Origin of the sequence: Actinomadura keratinilytica (genome assembly GCF_039539665.1) — a bacterium.
GTDB lineage: Bacteria > Actinomycetota > Actinomycetes > Streptosporangiales > Streptosporangiaceae > Spirillospora > Spirillospora keratinilytica.
Genome location: NZ_BAABDO010000009.1, coordinates 82,361 through 96,502 on the forward strand (window position 1 = coordinate 82,361; position 14,142 = coordinate 96,502).

Annotated in this window: 14 protein-coding genes; 7 read left to right on the forward strand and 7 right to left on the reverse strand. The window is 74.7% G+C overall.

Features of this window, described 5'->3' with window-relative positions; translation table 11 throughout:
* Positions 1 to 15 precede the first annotated feature (15 nt).
* Positions 16 to 507, forward strand: a complete 492-nt coding sequence (locus ABD879_RS05305; RefSeq protein ID WP_345017969.1) for a GNAT family N-acetyltransferase — start codon at positions 16 to 18, stop codon at positions 505 to 507.
* A gap of 209 nt (positions 508 to 716) precedes the next feature.
* Positions 717 to 1,103, forward strand: a complete 387-nt coding sequence (locus ABD879_RS05310) for an SCO5389 family protein (RefSeq protein ID WP_345017971.1) — start codon at positions 717 to 719, stop codon at positions 1,101 to 1,103.
* 72 nt (positions 1,104 to 1,175) lie between these two features.
* On the opposite strand, the gene ABD879_RS05315 is transcribed toward ABD879_RS05310, so the two are convergent.
* A complete protein-coding gene (locus ABD879_RS05315; RefSeq protein ID WP_451916736.1) occupies positions 1,176 to 2,222 on the reverse strand; it encodes an LLM class flavin-dependent oxidoreductase in 1,047 nt (348 codons plus the stop codon).
* Here ABD879_RS05315 and ABD879_RS05320 point away from each other — a divergent pair.
* From ABD879_RS05320 to ABD879_RS05330, 3 genes are all read left to right on the forward strand, one after another.
* On the forward strand, positions 2,221 to 3,861 hold the full coding sequence (locus ABD879_RS05320) for a 3-hydroxyacyl-CoA dehydrogenase family protein (protein WP_345017973.1): 1,641 nt from the start codon (positions 2,221 to 2,223) through the stop codon (positions 3,859 to 3,861). The genes ABD879_RS05315 and ABD879_RS05320 overlap by 2 nt on opposite strands.
* Positions 3,862 to 3,901: 40 nt before the next feature.
* A complete protein-coding gene (locus ABD879_RS05325) occupies positions 3,902 to 4,231 on the forward strand; it encodes an ATP/GTP-binding protein (protein ID WP_345017974.1) in 330 nt (109 codons plus the stop codon).
* Between the two features lie 163 nt (positions 4,232 to 4,394).
* Positions 4,395 to 5,186, forward strand: a complete 792-nt coding sequence (locus ABD879_RS05330; RefSeq protein ID WP_345017975.1) for an alpha/beta fold hydrolase — start codon at positions 4,395 to 4,397, stop codon at positions 5,184 to 5,186.
* A gap of 27 nt (positions 5,187 to 5,213) precedes the next feature.
* Here the strand turns inward: ABD879_RS05330 and ABD879_RS05335 are convergent, their stop codons facing one another.
* The 3 genes from ABD879_RS05335 to mce form a co-directional block, all read right to left on the reverse strand.
* Complete coding sequence (locus tag ABD879_RS05335; RefSeq protein WP_345017977.1) at positions 5,214 to 6,713, reverse strand: AI-2E family transporter; 1,500 nt, start codon at positions 6,711 to 6,713, stop codon at positions 5,214 to 5,216.
* 189 nt (positions 6,714 to 6,902) lie between these two features.
* A complete protein-coding gene (locus ABD879_RS05340; protein ID WP_345017979.1) occupies positions 6,903 to 8,228 on the reverse strand; it encodes a DivIVA domain-containing protein in 1,326 nt (441 codons plus the stop codon).
* Positions 8,229 to 8,706: 478 nt separating this feature from the next.
* Positions 8,707 to 9,132: a methylmalonyl-CoA epimerase gene (gene mce / locus ABD879_RS05345; RefSeq protein WP_345017981.1), complete on the reverse strand. Its 426-nt coding sequence runs from the start codon at positions 9,130 to 9,132 to the stop codon at positions 8,707 to 8,709.
* A 131-nt stretch (positions 9,133 to 9,263) separates the two neighbouring features.
* Between mce and ABD879_RS05350 the strand changes: the two genes are divergently transcribed.
* Positions 9,264 to 10,454 (forward strand): acetyl-CoA C-acetyltransferase, encoded by a 1,191-nt coding sequence (locus ABD879_RS05350; protein WP_345017983.1) that lies wholly within the window; start codon positions 9,264 to 9,266, stop codon positions 10,452 to 10,454.
* A gap of 77 nt (positions 10,455 to 10,531) precedes the next feature.
* On the opposite strand, the gene ABD879_RS05355 is transcribed toward ABD879_RS05350, so the two are convergent.
* Positions 10,532 to 11,245 carry a DUF4230 domain-containing protein gene (locus tag ABD879_RS05355; RefSeq protein WP_345017985.1) on the reverse strand — a complete coding sequence of 238 codons (714 nt, stop codon included), beginning with the start codon at positions 11,243 to 11,245 and terminating at the stop codon, positions 10,532 to 10,534.
* Positions 11,246 to 11,381: 136 nt separating this feature from the next.
* Here ABD879_RS05355 and ABD879_RS05360 point away from each other — a divergent pair, with 136 nt between their 5' ends.
* Positions 11,382 to 11,696, forward strand: coding sequence for a DUF3817 domain-containing protein (locus ABD879_RS05360; RefSeq protein ID WP_345017987.1), 315 nt, complete (start codon positions 11,382 to 11,384; stop codon positions 11,694 to 11,696).
* A gap of 8 nt (positions 11,697 to 11,704) precedes the next feature.
* Here ABD879_RS05360 and ABD879_RS05365 read toward each other — a convergent pair whose 3' ends face one another.
* Together ABD879_RS05365 and ABD879_RS05370 are read right to left on the reverse strand one after the other, a co-directional pair.
* Complete coding sequence (locus ABD879_RS05365; protein WP_345017989.1) at positions 11,705 to 13,141, reverse strand: hypothetical protein; 1,437 nt, start codon at positions 13,139 to 13,141, stop codon at positions 11,705 to 11,707.
* A complete protein-coding gene (locus ABD879_RS05370; RefSeq protein WP_345017991.1) occupies positions 13,134 to 14,003 on the reverse strand; it encodes an ATP-binding cassette domain-containing protein in 870 nt (289 codons plus the stop codon). The genes ABD879_RS05365 and ABD879_RS05370 overlap by 8 nt, the downstream gene beginning before the upstream one ends.
* Between the last annotated feature and the right edge of the window lie 139 nt (positions 14,004 to 14,142).

Here is a 14,142-nt window from a genome sequence, read left to right on the forward strand (position 1 = left end):
ACAGGATCGCGTCCCATGAGCGATATCGAGATACGCGGGGCCGTGGCGTCCGACGACCGGGCCCTGGCCGAACTGGACCGCCGCACCTGGTCCCCGGTGCACGCGGTGATGCCCGAACCCGCCCCCGGCACGCCGTTCTTCGACGCGGCCCATCCCGTGGACGAGGTGCTGGTCGCCGAACGCGGCGGCCGGATCGTCGGCTACGTCCGCCTGGCCCGCGCCTACGGGGATCTGGCCTGCGCCGAACACGTGCGGCAGATCCGAGGTCTGGCCGTGGCCCCGGACGAACGGCGCCGCGGCGTGGCCCGGGCGCTGGTCGACGCCGCCTGCGCCCGGGCGGCGCGGGAGGGCGCGAGGCGCGTCACGCTGCGCGTGCTGGGAGGCAACACCGCGGCGCGGCGGCTGTACGAGTCGGCGGGGTTCACCGTCGAAGGCGTGCTGCCGGGCGAGTTCTTCCTGGACGGCCGCTACGTCGACGACGTCCTCATGGGCCGCTCGCTGCCCTGAGGCGGTGCACGCGCACGCCGGGCCGCGGCGGCGGGACGGTGACGCGTCCCACCCCCGAGGCGCGGCGGCCGGAAACCGCAGGTGGAAGGCGGGATTACCGGGGGTCTTGACCGAAGTGGGCGTTCTGTCAAGCCTGGAATTCTCAGACAGGGCTGTTTAGCGTCGCGGGAGTCGGGTGCTCATCACACGCGGTGAAAGGAACCCCGTCCATGTCTCTTGACGTGTCCCCCGAGCTTCTCGAGGCCGCGCGGCGCGGCGAGGTCGACGACAAGGCGTTCGTCGACTGCGTGCGCACGTCCCTTCCCTACGCCTGGGAGATGATCAGCGGGCTGGTGGCCCGGCTGCAGATCGACGGCGGGGACTTCGCCGACAACCAGACCCCGCCGCCCGACGAGCAGGCCCGCGGCCAGCTGCTGCGCGTGCTGGCCAGCGACGCCATGCGCGGGGCGCTGGAACGGCACTTCGGGGTCAAGCTGGCCTTCCAGAACTGCCACCGGGTCGCCGTCTTCCCCACCGATGACTCGGTCGCCTACCGCCGTTTCATCACGGCCCGCGAGCAGATCCTCAACCAGTCCCCGGAACTGCGCGACTGCTGACCGGCGCGCGTGAGGGCCCGGCCTGTGCCGTGCACCGGCCGGGCCCTTGCCGCGCAGGCGGGCGCCGAAGGCTCACGCCGACAGCGCGGCACGGGCCTTGGGGAGGACCTCGGCGCCCAGCCGCGCGATGTTCGCCAGGGTGGCCTCCCGGGAACCGGCCCCCTCCGCCATCAGGATGAGATGCCGGATGCCGGTGCGTTCCACCGTCGTGACGAGCGCCTCCACGCAGTCGTCGGGGGAGCCGACCGGATGCAGGTCGCACAGGTGACGCGTGTAGGCGAACGCGTCCTGCCTGGGGCGGGGCCGGTCGTCCACGGGCACGTACCCCTCCAGCCCGGGGCCGAGCCAACGCGGCATCTCCCGCAGCAGCGTGTCCACCGCCTCGGCACGCGTATCGGCCACCTGGGCCAGATGAGTGGAGACGTGCGGCGCGCCGGCGTCGCCATGGCGGGCCACGGCGGCGGCCTTCTCCGCGTCACCGACGTGCATGCCCAGCAGCATGGGCAGCCCCCGGGCAGAGGCCAGGGACTCGGTGGCCCGCGACGTGCACGCCACCGCCACCGGGGGCGGCTCGGACGCGCGCGGCACCACCGGCACCTCGCGGAACCGGAAGTGCGCGCCCTCCCACCCCACACGCTCGGAACGCAGCCAGGCCAGCAGCAAGTCGAGCGCCTCGGCGAACCCCTCCTCGTAACGCGCCAGGCCCGTCCCGAACACCTCCAGGTCGCGCCAGGGGCCGCCGCGCCCCACGCCCAGGCGGAACCGCCCTCCCGACACCAGCGCCAGCAGCGCCGCCTGCTCGGCCAACGCCACCGGATGCTGGGTGGACAGCACGCTCACGGCCGTCCCCACGTGCACGCGCGACGTCAGCCCCAGCAGATTCCCCGCCAGCGTCACCGCCGACGGCACGACGCCGTAGGACATGAAGTGGTGCTCGGCCAGCCACACGTCGTCGAACCCGGCGCGCTCGGCGGCGACGGCGGCCTCCACCGTGCGGGCCAGGGCCGCCGCGTCGTCCTGGCCGGGATAGCGGGCGGCGAGCAGGAACACGCCGAAGCGCACGCGCGGGCCGCACCCGGGCGCGGGCCGGCCGGACGGCTCTGGGAGACTGCGGGCCATGACTGGAGGTTCGTTCAGCAAGGTCGGGGTCGTGGGGCTGGGCACCATGGGCGCGGGCATCGCCGAGGTCCTGGCCCGCGGCGGTCTGGCGGTCGTCGGGATCGAGGTGGGCCCGGAGGCCCTGGAACGGGGACGCGGCCATCTTGAGTCCTCCACCGGGCGCGCCGTCAAGCGCGGCCGCCTCACCGAGGAGGCGCGGCGCGAGATCCTCGGCCGCGTCACGCTGTCCACCGAGTTCGCCGACCTCGGCGACTGCGACCTGGTCATCGAGGCCGTCCCGGAGCGGCTGGACCTCAAGCGCCGCGTGTTCGCCGAGCTGGACCGGGTGTGCCGGGACGACGCGGTGCTGGCCACCAACACCTCCTCGCTGCCGGTCACCGAGATCGCGGCGGCCACCGCGCGGCCCGCGCAGGTCGTCGGGGTGCACTTCTTCAACCCGGCGCCGGTGATGAAGCTGGTCGAGGTCATCCGCACCGTGCTCACCGACGCCGGCGCGGTGGCGCGCGTGGCCGAGCTGGTCACCGGGCTCGGCAAGACCCCGGTGACGGTCGGCGACCGCGCCGGGTTCGTCGCGAATCGTTTGCTGTTCGGCTACCTCAACCAGGCCACGGCCATGCTGGAGAACGGGCACGCCACCCGCGACGACATCGACACCGCGATGACCGTGGGCGCCGGGCTGCCGATGGGCCCGTTCACCCTCATGGACCTCATCGGCCTCGACACCTGCCTGGAGGTGCTGGAGGCCGTCCACGCCGAGTCCCGCGACCGGCGGCACGCCCCCTCCCCGCTGCTGCGCGAGCTGGTCACCGCCGGGCTGCTGGGCCGCAAGACCGGCCGCGGCTTCTACGACCACGGCGCCGCCCCCGCGCCCGCCGGGCAGCCGTCCGAGCGGCCGTCCGAGGCGGCGCCGCCGACGGTGGGCGTCGCGGGCACCGACCCGTCCGCCCTCGCCGTCGCCGCCGCCTGCGCCCGGGCCGGCGGCCGGGTGCGCGCGACCGCCGACGCCGAGAGCGGCCTGCGCGCGCTGCTGGACGACTCGGCGGCCCTCGCCCGGATCGAGACCGGCGACCCGGCGTCGTTCGCCGACTGCGACCTGATCGTCGCCGACGCCTCCGCGCCGCTCGCCGCCCTCGGCGAGGCCGCCGGACCGGACGCCGTGCTGGCCGTCGCGTCCGGCACCGGCCCCGTCGTCGAGCACGCCGCCGCCACCGGACGCCCCGGCGCCGCGGTCGGCCTGCACCTGCCCGAGCCCGGCGGCACGCTGGTGGAGATCGCCACGACCGTGCTGACCGGCCCCGGCACGGCCGACCGCGCCGCCGCCCTGGTCGCCGCGCTCGGCCTGACCGCGGTGCGGTGCCGCGACCGGGCCGGGTTCATCGTGGACGCCCTGCGCTTCCCCTACCTCAACGACGCCGCCGCCATGCTCGCGGCGGGCTACGCCGACGCCGACTCCATCGACGCGGCGATGACGCTCGGCTGCGGCTACCCCGCGGGCCCCGTCGCCGACCTGGACCGGCTCGGCCTCGACCGCGCCGTGACGGTGCTGCGCGCCCTGTACGCCGAGGCCCGCGAGGCCGCGCTCGCGCCGTCCCCGCTGCTGGAGGAGCACGTCAGGGCGGGACGGCGGACCCTGCGGTGACGCCCCCGCAGCGGCCGGACCCGCGCCTATCCTGGACGCCATGAGCCCCCGGAAGAACCGCCGCGCCACCCCCGGACGCCCCCGTCGGGGCGGAGGCGGCGCTCCCTCCTTCGGGCTCGGCCGCCGCGTCGAGGAGTCCGGCGACGGCGAGTGGATCGTGCAGGCCATCGCCGGGGCCAACGCCGTCAAGGCGTACCGCTGCCCCGGCTGCGACCAGCTCATCCGGCCCGGCGTGCCGCACGTGGTCGCCTGGCCCGCCGACGGACGCGGCGGCGCCGACGACCGGCGGCACTGGCACCGGCCGTGCTGGCAGGCCCGGGAGCGGCGCCGCCCCCGCCTGCACCGCGGCCGGGGCGCCCCCCGCTACTGACGCCGTGCCGGCGCTGCCGCACCTGCCGAAGCGGCAATTGTTCACACACCGGCGGCCGGTGGCGGCCATTTTCGCCCCACGCCCGCCGTCGTGGGGCGACGATTGCCTGACCGCCGTGTTGAGGCCGCGCGGCCGCGGAGTCGAGGACGGGAGGGGCGTCGCCATGTCCGTGCAGCTCTACGCCCGGGACGTCGGCATCGGCACACCGCTGGTGCTGCTGCACGCGTTCCCGCTGTCCTCGGCGATGTGGCTGGAGCAGCGCGCGGGGCTGGCCGCCCGGTGCCGGGTGATCACCCCCGACCTGCGCGGATTCGGCGGCTCCCTGCTCGGCGCCGAAGCGCCGTCCATCGACGCCATGGCCGACGACGTGGCGGCCACGCTGCGCGGCCTCGGCGTCACGCGGGCCGTCATCGGCGGGGCGTCCATGGGCGGGTACGTGGCGATGGCGCTGTGCCGCCGCCGTCCCGACATGGTGCGGGGGCTGGTGTTGGCGGGCACCCGCGCCTCCGCCGACTCCGGCGCCGTCCGCGAGCGGCGGCTGCGGCAGGCCGAGCGGATCGACCGCGACGGCACCGTCCAGGTCCTGCTGGACGAGGTGCTGCCGCACCTGGTCGGCCCCACCACCCTGCGGCAGCGGCCGCTGGTCTACGGGCGGGTGCGCGGCCTGGTGCAGTCGGCGCCGCCGTCCGCCGCCGCCTGGGCCCAGCGCGCCATGGCCGCCCGCGGGCCCGCCTTCGCCACGCTGCGGGAGCTGACCGTCCCGGCGCTGGTCATGGTCGGCGCCGAGGACACGCTGACCACCGAGGACGAGGCGCGCGCCATGGCGGACGCCCTGCCCGACGCCGAGCTGATGGTCGTCCCGCAGGCCGGGCACCTGTGCGCCGTCGAGCGGCCCGAGCTGTTCAACGAGGCCGTCGCCGAGTTCACCGACGCCCTGGCCCGCACCGCCCGCTGAGCCGCCGCCGGGGCCCGCCGGGGCCCGTCACAGGCTCTCCTGGCGCGGGAGGATGACCTCGCGGAGGATCAGCGCGACCGCCGCGGCCGTCGGGATGGCGAGCAGGGCGCCGACGAACCCCAGCAGCGTGCCGCCGATCAGCGCGGCGATGATGGTCACCGCGGGCGGCACGTCCACCGCCCGCTTCATGATCCGCGGATGGATCAGGTAGTTCTCGACCTGCTGGTAGACCACGAAGAACACCACGCAGGCGATGCCGGTGCCCAGGCCGTCGAAGAACGCCACCACGCTCACCAGCACCGCGCCGATCGTCGCCCCCACCAGCGGGATCAGCGCGGTGAACGCCACCGTGATGGCCAGCGGCAGCGCGAACGGCACCCCGACGATGCTCAGGAAGATGTACGCGGCGGTGCCCGCGATCAGCGCCACCATGACGGTGCCCGCCACATAGCCGCCGATCCGGGCCAGGATCTCGTCGCCCAGCAGCGCCACCCGGGCCCGGCGCGAGCGCGGCGCCAGCCGGTAGAAGAACGACTTGATCGTCGGCAGCGAGCCCAGGAAGTACAGGGTGAGGATCAGCACCGTCAGCGTGCTGAACGCCCCGCTGACCACCACCCGCCCGGCGCCGACCAGGCCGCCCGCCGCGCCCTGCCCGAAGCTGGGGTTGGTCACCGCCTCCTGCACCTTCTCCAGCAGCTGGTAGCGGCGGTCCCACTCCTGGATCTGCCGGTTGCTCTGCAGCTGGCTGATGTAGGTGGGCACGTGGTCGACGAACTTGCTGACCTCGTTGGTGACCGGCGGGACGACCGCGAACCCGACCCCGACGAACACCAGCACCACGCCGAGGAACACCAGGCCGACCGCCGCACCGCGGGGCAGCCGGCCCCGCTGCAGCGCCTCCACGGCCGGGTTCAGCCCGACCGCCAGGAACATCGACACGACGATCAGCACCAGCACCTGGCGCACGTTGATGACGGCCTGGACCAGCAGCCACGCCGTCAGCACCCCGAGCGCCCCGGTGAAGCCGAACACGAACGGATGCGCCTGCCGCAGCGGCCGCCCGGGCCGCCCGAACGGCGCCTTCTCGTCCGCCCCGGCCTCCCGCCGGCGCACGGCGACGTCCGTGACCGGATCCGGCAGCGCCGCGCTCCCGTCGGCGCCGTCCGCGCCGGGTCGGGCGGCCTGTGCGGGAGCGGGCGCCGCCGGCGCGGACTCCGCCTCGTCGCCGGACTCCGAGCCGCTGTCGGGTTCGGCGTCGCCGCCGGTCTCCGTGCGGCCGGTCTCCGTGTCGCCGGTCTTCGTGTCGCCGGTCTTCGTGTCGCCGGTCTTCGTGTCGCCGGCGGAGGCCGTCTTGGTCGCGGTGCCGCCGTTCGATGCCTCGGACTCCGCTCCGGCCTGCGCGCCGGAGGAGGAGGCACGGCCGGGCGGGGCCGGGCGGGGCGAGGGGAGCGGCGGTTGCTCGCTCCGGTCGCCGCCCTGGTCCGCGGAAGGCGCCGGCCGGTCGTCGTGTGGCGTCTGGTCGGGCACGCCGCTCTCCTTCTGCTCGGTCGGGCTGCTCAGTCGGGCCGATACCCGCGGGACGTCGGCGCCCGCGCGGGGCGACGGGCCTTGCGCGAACACCCGCTCACACGACGAAAAGCCTAGAGGCAGCGCGGCGCCTCCAGGCTTTTCGCGGGTCGCGGGCTCGGGCCCGGTCGCAGGGTCAGGACCGGACGGTCACTCCTGCCACCAGTCCTCGTCCTCCTCGTCGGACTTCTTGGCCTGGCTCTTGGCGGGCTGCTGCTTGGCCTGCGCGGCCTGCTGGCCCTGGGACGAGGCGGCCTTGGCGGGCTTGGCCGGCTCGGAGGCCGACAGCTCCGGCTTGGGCGCCGGGGCGGCGATCTCCTCCGGGGCGCCCATCGCCGGGGCGACGCCGCCGATGAGCTGGCGCAGCTGGTTGAGGTGGCTGGTGATGCTGTCGCGCTGGCGGGTCAGCTCGTCCACCTGGCGCTGGGCCGCGGTGCGGATGCGGTCGGCCTCGGCCTTGGTCTCGGCGAGCAGCTGCTCGGCCTGCGCCTTGGCCTCGGCGATGACCTGGTCGGAGTTCTTGCGCGCGTTGGCCATGAGCTGCTTGGCGTGCTGGTCGGCCTCGCGCCGGGTCTGCTCGGCCTGCTGGGTGGCCTTGGCGGCGCGCTGCTCGGCGGAGGCGGCGCGCTGCTCGGCCTCGGCGACCAGCTTCTGGGTGGCGGCCTGGGCGGCGGCGTGCCGCTCGGCGTCCTGCCGGTCGGCCTCCTCGCGCCGGGCGGCGAGCTGGATCTCGAACTCGGCCTCGGCCTGGGCGCGCTGGGCCTCGCTCTCCTCCAGGATCCGCTGGGCCTGGGCGCGCATCTCGTCGGCCTGCCGCTTGGCGGTGGTGAGGATCTCGTCGCGCTCGCGCTTGGTGGAGGCCCGCAGCTGGGCCACCTCGCGCTCGGTGGTGGTGCGCAGCTTGGCGATCTCGCGCTCGGCGGCGGCGCGCTTCTCGGCCACCTCGTGGTCGGCGGTGGCGCGCAGCTTGGCGACCTCGCGCTCGGTGGTGGAGGTCAGCTCGTCGGCCTCGCGGCGGGCCGCGGTGCGGGTCTCCTCGGCCTCGCGCTCGGCGGCGCTGCGCATGTCGTCGCACTCGCGCTGCGCGGTGGCGCGCAGCTCGGCCGCGTCGTTCTCGGCGGTGGCGCGCAGCTCGGCGGCGTCCACCTTGGCCGCGGCCTTGATCTCGTTGGCCTCGGACCGGGCGGCCTGCACCAGCTCGGTGGCCTGCTCCTCGGCGAGCCGCAGCAGCTGCTCGATCCGGGCGCCGAGGCCGGAGTAGGTCGGCCGCTCCTGCTCCTGCAGCTGGCGATGCGCGTCCGACAGCTCCCGCTGGAGGGCCTGGGTCTGTTCGCGGGCCTGGCGGACCTCGTTGTCGAGCGCCTTGATGTGCTCGTCGACCTGGTGCCGGTCGTAGCCGCGAAGCACCACGTCGAACTCGCGCGGGGGCGTGTCTTCGAAAAAGTTGCTGAGCTGGGCGTCGATGTCGGACTGCATAGGGCTCAATCCTGATGTGACGGGGCTACGTGGGGTTCCGGAACCGGTTGATCGCCTGGCTGAACGGGCGCGCGGGCCCCAGACCTCTTCCGGCGGAAGAAGCGTACTCCCGCCACTGCCGTGTTGGGGGCTCATCTTAACGCGCTGCGTAGTTTGTCGTATTTGTCGCTGCGTCCCGTGCTGCCCCGGATACGTGGGCGTCTACCCTCCAAATACACCAAACGTGGTCGAATCGTCACAGAATCGAGCGCAGCGGCCCCCGTTCCGGCCGGGTGATATCGAACACATCACGATCTGCGGGTTCGGTCGAACATCACTCCCGTCCGCCGCGTCCCAAACGCGGCACCGCCCGTGCGCACCCCCGCGACCCCTCGCCGCTCCGCCCGCGTCCGCGCCGCGTACACACGCAGTCCATGCCCGCGTCCCATGCCCGCGTCCGTGCCCGCGCGTGCGCGCGGACGCAGGCGGCCCGGCGCCCTCAGGACTTCTTCTGGACCAGCTCGGTGAGCACCCCGTGGCAGTCCTTGGGGTGCAGGAAGTTGATGCGCGAGCCCATGGAGCCGCGCCGCGGCGCCTCGTACAGCACGCGGACGCCCTTGCCCGCGATGCCGTCCGCCTCGTCCTGGACGTCGCCGTCGGTGCCGAAGGCGATATGGTGCACGCCCTCGCCGTTCTTGGCCAGCCACTTGGCGACCGGGGAGTCGTCCCGGATCGGCTCGATGAGCTGCAGGTAGCTGGCCGCGCCGTCCCCGGTGTCGTTGATCTTCAGCATGGCCTCCCGGACGCCCTGCTCCTCGTTCACCTCGAAGTGCACGTCGGTGAACCCGTAGGTGGACCGGTAGAACTCCACCGTCGCGTCCAGGTCGTGGCAGGCGATGCCGATGTGGTCTATACGCGTCAGCATGCGCGCTCTCCTCCGCTCTCCGTCCGGGCTGTCCGTCCGGCGGACGGTCGCCTGGGGCCGCCCCCAGGTCGAAAGGGTTCCGCTGGGTATGGTGACAAACGTCGCCGCCGACGTCTGTGGAGGCCCCTGTCATGACCGTTTCATCCGTGATCGTCGCGGGAGCGCGCACCCCCATCGGCCGCCTGATGGGATCGCTGAAGGACTTCACCGCAGCCGACCTCGGCGCCCTGGCCATCAGGGCGGCGCTGGAGCGCTCCGGGATCACCGGTGACCGGGTGCAGTACGTGATCATGGGCCAGGTGCTGCAGGCCGGCGCCGGGCAGATCCCGTCCCGGCAGGCCGCGGTCAAGGCGGGCATCCCGATGAACGTCCCGTCGATCACCATCAACAAGGTGTGCCTGTCCGGGCTGGACGCGATCGCGCTGGCCGACCAGCTGATCCGGGCCGGCGAGTTCGACATCGTGGTGGCCGGCGGCATGGAGTCGATGACCCGGGCGCCGCACCTGCTGCCGAAGTCGCGCGGCGGCTACAAGTACGGGTCGATCGAGGTCCTGGACCACATGGCCTTCGACGCGCTCACCGACGCCTTCGACCACGTCTCGATGGGCGAGTCGACCGACCGCTACAACGCCCGGCTCGGCATCACCCGCGAAGAGCAGGACGAGTTCGCCGCCCGCTCGCACCAGCGCGCCGCCGACGCGATCAAGAACGGGCTGTTCGACGCCGAGATCGTCCCCGTGGAGATCCCGCAGCGCAAGGGCGACCCGGTGCTGTTCACCGCCGACGAGGGCGTGCGCGGCGACACCACCGTCGAGACCCTGGCCCGGCTGCGCCCGGCGTTCGCCGCCGACGGCACCATCACCGCCGGGTCGTCGTCGCAGATCTCCGACGGCGCCTGCGCGGTCGTGGTGATGTCCAAGGCCAAGGCCGAGGAGCTGGGCCTGCCGTGGCTGGCCGAGATCGGCGCGCACGGCAATGTCGCCGGGCCGGACAACTCGCTGCAGTCCCAGCCCGCCAACGCGATCAAGCACGCGCTCGGCAGGGAGGGGCTGGACGTCGCCGACCTGGACCTCATCGAGATCAACGAGGCGTTCGCGGCGGTCGCCGTGCAGTCCATGCGCGACCTGGGCGTCGGCCCCGAGAAGGTCAACGTCAACGGCGGCGCCATCGCGCTGGGCCACCCCGTCGGCATGTCGGGCGCCCGCATCGTGCTGCACCTGGCCCACGAGCTGAAGCGGCGCGGCGGGGGCGTCGGCGCCGCGGGGCTGTGCGGCGGCGGCGGGCAGGGCGACGCGCTCATCGTGCGCGTCCCCGCCTCCTGACGCCGGCCTGAAGAGCGCCGGCCTGAAGAGCGGGAACGGCCCATGCCGCCACTGCCGGCGGCATGGGCCGGAGCATGTCACTGCGCGGCGGTCTGGACGCTCACGGTCCGGAAGCCCAGTGCGCGCAGCATGTTCTCCAGCATGAGCCTGGCGTTCTGGTCGGCGCGCTCGCGCAGCCCGCTCTGCGCCGCGGCCTCCTGGATCTTCTGCGCGGCCAGCACGTACAGCTGCCGCTGGTCGTTGGGGCTGCCGCTGAAGAAGTCGCCCAGCCGGTCGATCAGCCCGCGTTCGGTGGCGAACACGTGGCTGTGCTCGGGATCGAGGGCGGCACCGGCGAGCTGGGCGCGCGGCAGCCGGACGGTGGCGGCCGTCCGGTCGGCGTTGACGGTGATGGCGCCCGAGCCGAGCCGGGAGAAGTCGACGTAGGCGCTCACCGAGCCCTGCCCGACGAACAGCGTGCGGGACCCGCGCACGGCGCTGGGCAGGAACTTGGCGTCCTTCTCCAGGTCCACGATGACCTGGAAGTTCCCGCTGGCGGCCTCGTAGCGGGACAGGTCGCGGATGGACTGCAGCAGCACCGGGCCGCTGCGGTCCTTGGTCTCCTCCTCGAAGGGGTTGAGAGACCCGGGCAGCAGGCGCAGCGCCTGCTGGGCGACCAGCACCACCGCAACGGTCGCCACTATGAGCAGCACGGACGTGCCGATGCCGCGCCGGGACGCGCTCCCGGGGGCGGCGGCCGGCCGTGACGCGGGGACGTCCTTGATGTCCGAGGGGGGCTCCGAGCGTGCCATGCACAGGACATTCCCGGCGCGCCCCCAAGATCACCCCGCTACGGCCCGGTATCGCCTCACGGGCCGCCCGGACGGCTGTGATCGGGACCATAGCCGCGGCCGAAACCCGGCGGCCGGGTCGGAACGTTGGCCGGACGTGGACATCGTGCGTGCTCTTCGCATCGTCTCGATCGCCGAGGCGATCTCGTTCCTGGTGCTGCTGCTGATCGCCATGCCGCTCAAGCACATGGGCGACATGCCCCAGGGCGTGTCCGTGGTCGGCCCCATCCACGGCGTGCTGTTCATGGCCTACATCGGCCTGGCCGTCATGGCCCGCGAGCAGCTCGGCTGGAACCTCGGGCGCACGGTCCTCGCGCTGGCCGCCGCGGTCCTGCCGGTCGCCCCGTTCCTGGTCGAGCGGTTCTGGATCCGGCCCGTCGGCAAGGGCGCGCCGGCCAAGGAGGCCGCCTGAGCCTCCGGCTAGCGCGTGCCGCCGTAGGTGCGGGGCGCGACACCGGGACGCGCCATGGTCCGCGTGGGATGGACGACGGCCCGGCGCGACGGCCGCGTCTGATAGGGGCGTGCGAAGTCGCGGCGCGTGAGGCCGCGGCGGGTGAGGCCGCGGCGGGTGAGGCCGGGGCGCGCCGAGGACGGCCGGAAGTGCCCGGGGCCGAGCGCGCAGTGCCGGTAGTCGGTGTAGTGGCGGCGCAGCCAGGCGCGGCGCGTCTCCTCGCGCCAGGCGCGGAAGCGCCGCGCGGCCGCCCGGTCGGAGATGGCCGGCGCTTCGCGCCCCAGCAGCCAGGCGTCCACCAGCGCGCGGTACTCGGCGGCCGCGGGGTCGAGGGACGCCGCGCACGCCCGCCCGTCCACCAGGGCGTCCTGGATCTGCCGTACCGCGCGCGCCTCGAAGCCCGGGGACAGGTCCCTCAGGTGGACGACGGCCACGCCGCCCGCGACGCGCGCGGGCTCCCGTTCGGGCCGCTGCTCGACGCGGTTGAACGCGGACGGGGTGCCCGCCAGCCGGGCCGCCAGCGGGGTCGCCGCGTTGGACAGGGCGGGCAGGGCGTCGCGCAACGCCGGGTGGACGCAGACGGTCAGGGGCCATTCCCGGCAGGCGAGCGCGACGGGCGCGGGAGCCGCCGCCTGCCCGTGGGAGGAACGCAGCCCGGCGGTGCCCACCGCGGTCAGCGCCAGGGCGGCGGCCACCGGCACCGCGACCGCGGCGCGCCGGGTGGCCCACCCCACGTACGCCAGCACCAGTGCCGCGATCAGCCCCAGCGACCACAGCGTCTGGTCGGCCAGCACACGCGTGCGCAGACCGGTGAACAAGGGCACCTGGGGGAGCGCCGCGGGCGGCAGGAGGCTCCACCACGACGAGCCGGGGGGACGCGACACCGCCCACAGGCACGTCACCGCGGCCGCGGCCACGGCTGTCGGGGGACGGGGGAACAGGCGTCCGGCCAGGTAGCCCAGCACCACGTGCAGGACGAGCGCCGCCGCCCCCGCCACCGCCCCGAGGGGGTGGAGACGGCCCGCCTCGCCGCGCATCAGCGTCTCCGCCGCGATGACGACGGTCACCGTCCCGTACGCCGCCAGCGCCGCCGCCGCCAGCAGCGCCAGGTCGTGCAACGCGCCGGTGGCCGGGGACCGGGTGGTGAGGTCGCGCAGGAAGTCGAGCCTGCGCTCCCGCAGGGCCGCCCACGCCGCCAGCGCCGCCGCCGCCGGGCCCAGGACGCGGACCGTGTTGACCAGGGCCACCACGGAGTTGTCCCAGTAGCCGACGTTGGGGCCGAGGCTCAGCCACGCGGTGACCGTGCCGATGGCGGTGAGCGCCGGTACGGCCAGCAGCAGCGCGGTGCGGCGGGCGTCCAGACGCAGCACCCGTCCCAGCTCGGACACGCGGCCGAGCTCAGACACCGGCGCCCGTCCTCAAGGGCTGCCGTGGAACGCGGTCGCGTGGCGCCTCCGTCCGGGACGCCCGGGAGGCGCCGGCCGGTGCGGGCGGCGCGCCCACGCCGGAGCCGGGGACGGGACGGTGCGACCGCGTCGGCAGGTCCGTGATGCGCCCCCGCGACAGGGCGAGCAGCCGGTCGCACCACCCGGTGAGGAGCTGCGGGGCGGGTGCGGTGATGACGACCGTGGGCGCCAGCGAGTGCAGCAGCGGCATGAGCTCCGCCAGGTCCGCCAGATCCGGGTCGGCCGGGTCGGCCGGGTCGCCGTAGGGGGCGCGGGCATCCGCACGGGCATCCGCGCGGGCGTGCGCCCCGCCGCCCCGCCGGGAGGACGATCCCCGGGCCGGCGCGCCGCGGCGCGCGGACGCCACGCCCAGCGGGTCGTCCAGCAGCACCAGCTCCGGCTCGTGCACGCAGGTCGCCGCCAGCCCCGCGCGCAGCCGCACATCGGGCGGCAGCAGCGCCAGTTCGGTGGCCGCGGTGTCGGCGATGTCGAAACGCCGCAGCGCCGGCCGCACGGCCGTGCCGCGCATTCCTTTGTAGTACGCGGCATAGGCGACGAACTCCGCGGCGGTCAGATTGTCCGCCCAGTGGAATCGGCCGGGAAGATAACCGATCCGCGCCCGGGCCGCACGCAGATCCGCGCAATTGGCGGTGTCGCGGCCGAGAATCCGCAGCGCCCCGGCCTGCGGTCTGCGCAGTGTCGCGAACGTGGCCAGCAGAGTGGATTTACCGGTACCCGGCGGTCCGGCCAGCCCGGTCACGCCCCCGGCGATGCCGAAGGCCGCCGGGCGCAGGAGCCACCGCCCCCCGCGGCGGACTCCCATCCCTCGGGCCACGATCGCGGAATGCTCCGCGATCAAACTCCTACCCCCCGTTGTCGCGTCGTGCCGTTCCTGCGGGGCGGTCCCCGCGGGCGGACGGTGCGGCCGGAAAAACGCGGGGACCCCGCCCCCGCGGCGCGAC

Coding starts and splice junctions, on each gene's coding strand:
- ABD879_RS05325 (WP_345017974.1), top strand. CDS start 3,902: ATGAGCCCCCGGAAGAACCGCCGCGCCACCCCCGGACGCCCCCGTCGG.
- ABD879_RS05330 (WP_345017975.1), top strand. CDS start 4,395: ATGTCCGTGCAGCTCTACGCCCGGGACGTCGGCATCGGCACACCGCTG.
- ABD879_RS05340 (WP_345017979.1), bottom strand. CDS start 8,228: ATGCAGTCCGACATCGACGCCCAGCTCAGCAACTTTTTCGAAGACACG.
- ABD879_RS05310 (WP_345017971.1), top strand. CDS start 717: ATGTCTCTTGACGTGTCCCCCGAGCTTCTCGAGGCCGCGCGGCGCGGC.
- ABD879_RS05350 (WP_345017983.1), top strand. CDS start 9,264: ATGACCGTTTCATCCGTGATCGTCGCGGGAGCGCGCACCCCCATCGGC.
- ABD879_RS05355 (WP_345017985.1), bottom strand. CDS start 11,245: ATGGCACGCTCGGAGCCCCCCTCGGACATCAAGGACGTCCCCGCGTCA.
- ABD879_RS05315 (WP_451916736.1), bottom strand. CDS start 2,222: ATGGCCCGCAGTCTCCCAGAGCCGTCCGGCCGGCCCGCGCCCGGGTGC.
- mce (WP_345017981.1), bottom strand. CDS start 9,132: ATGCTGACGCGTATAGACCACATCGGCATCGCCTGCCACGACCTGGAC.
- ABD879_RS05370 (WP_345017991.1), bottom strand. CDS start 14,003: ATGGGAGTCCGCCGCGGGGGGCGGTGGCTCCTGCGCCCGGCGGCCTTC.
- ABD879_RS05320 (WP_345017973.1), top strand. CDS start 2,221: ATGACTGGAGGTTCGTTCAGCAAGGTCGGGGTCGTGGGGCTGGGCACC.
- ABD879_RS05305 (WP_345017969.1), top strand. CDS start 16: ATGAGCGATATCGAGATACGCGGGGCCGTGGCGTCCGACGACCGGGCC.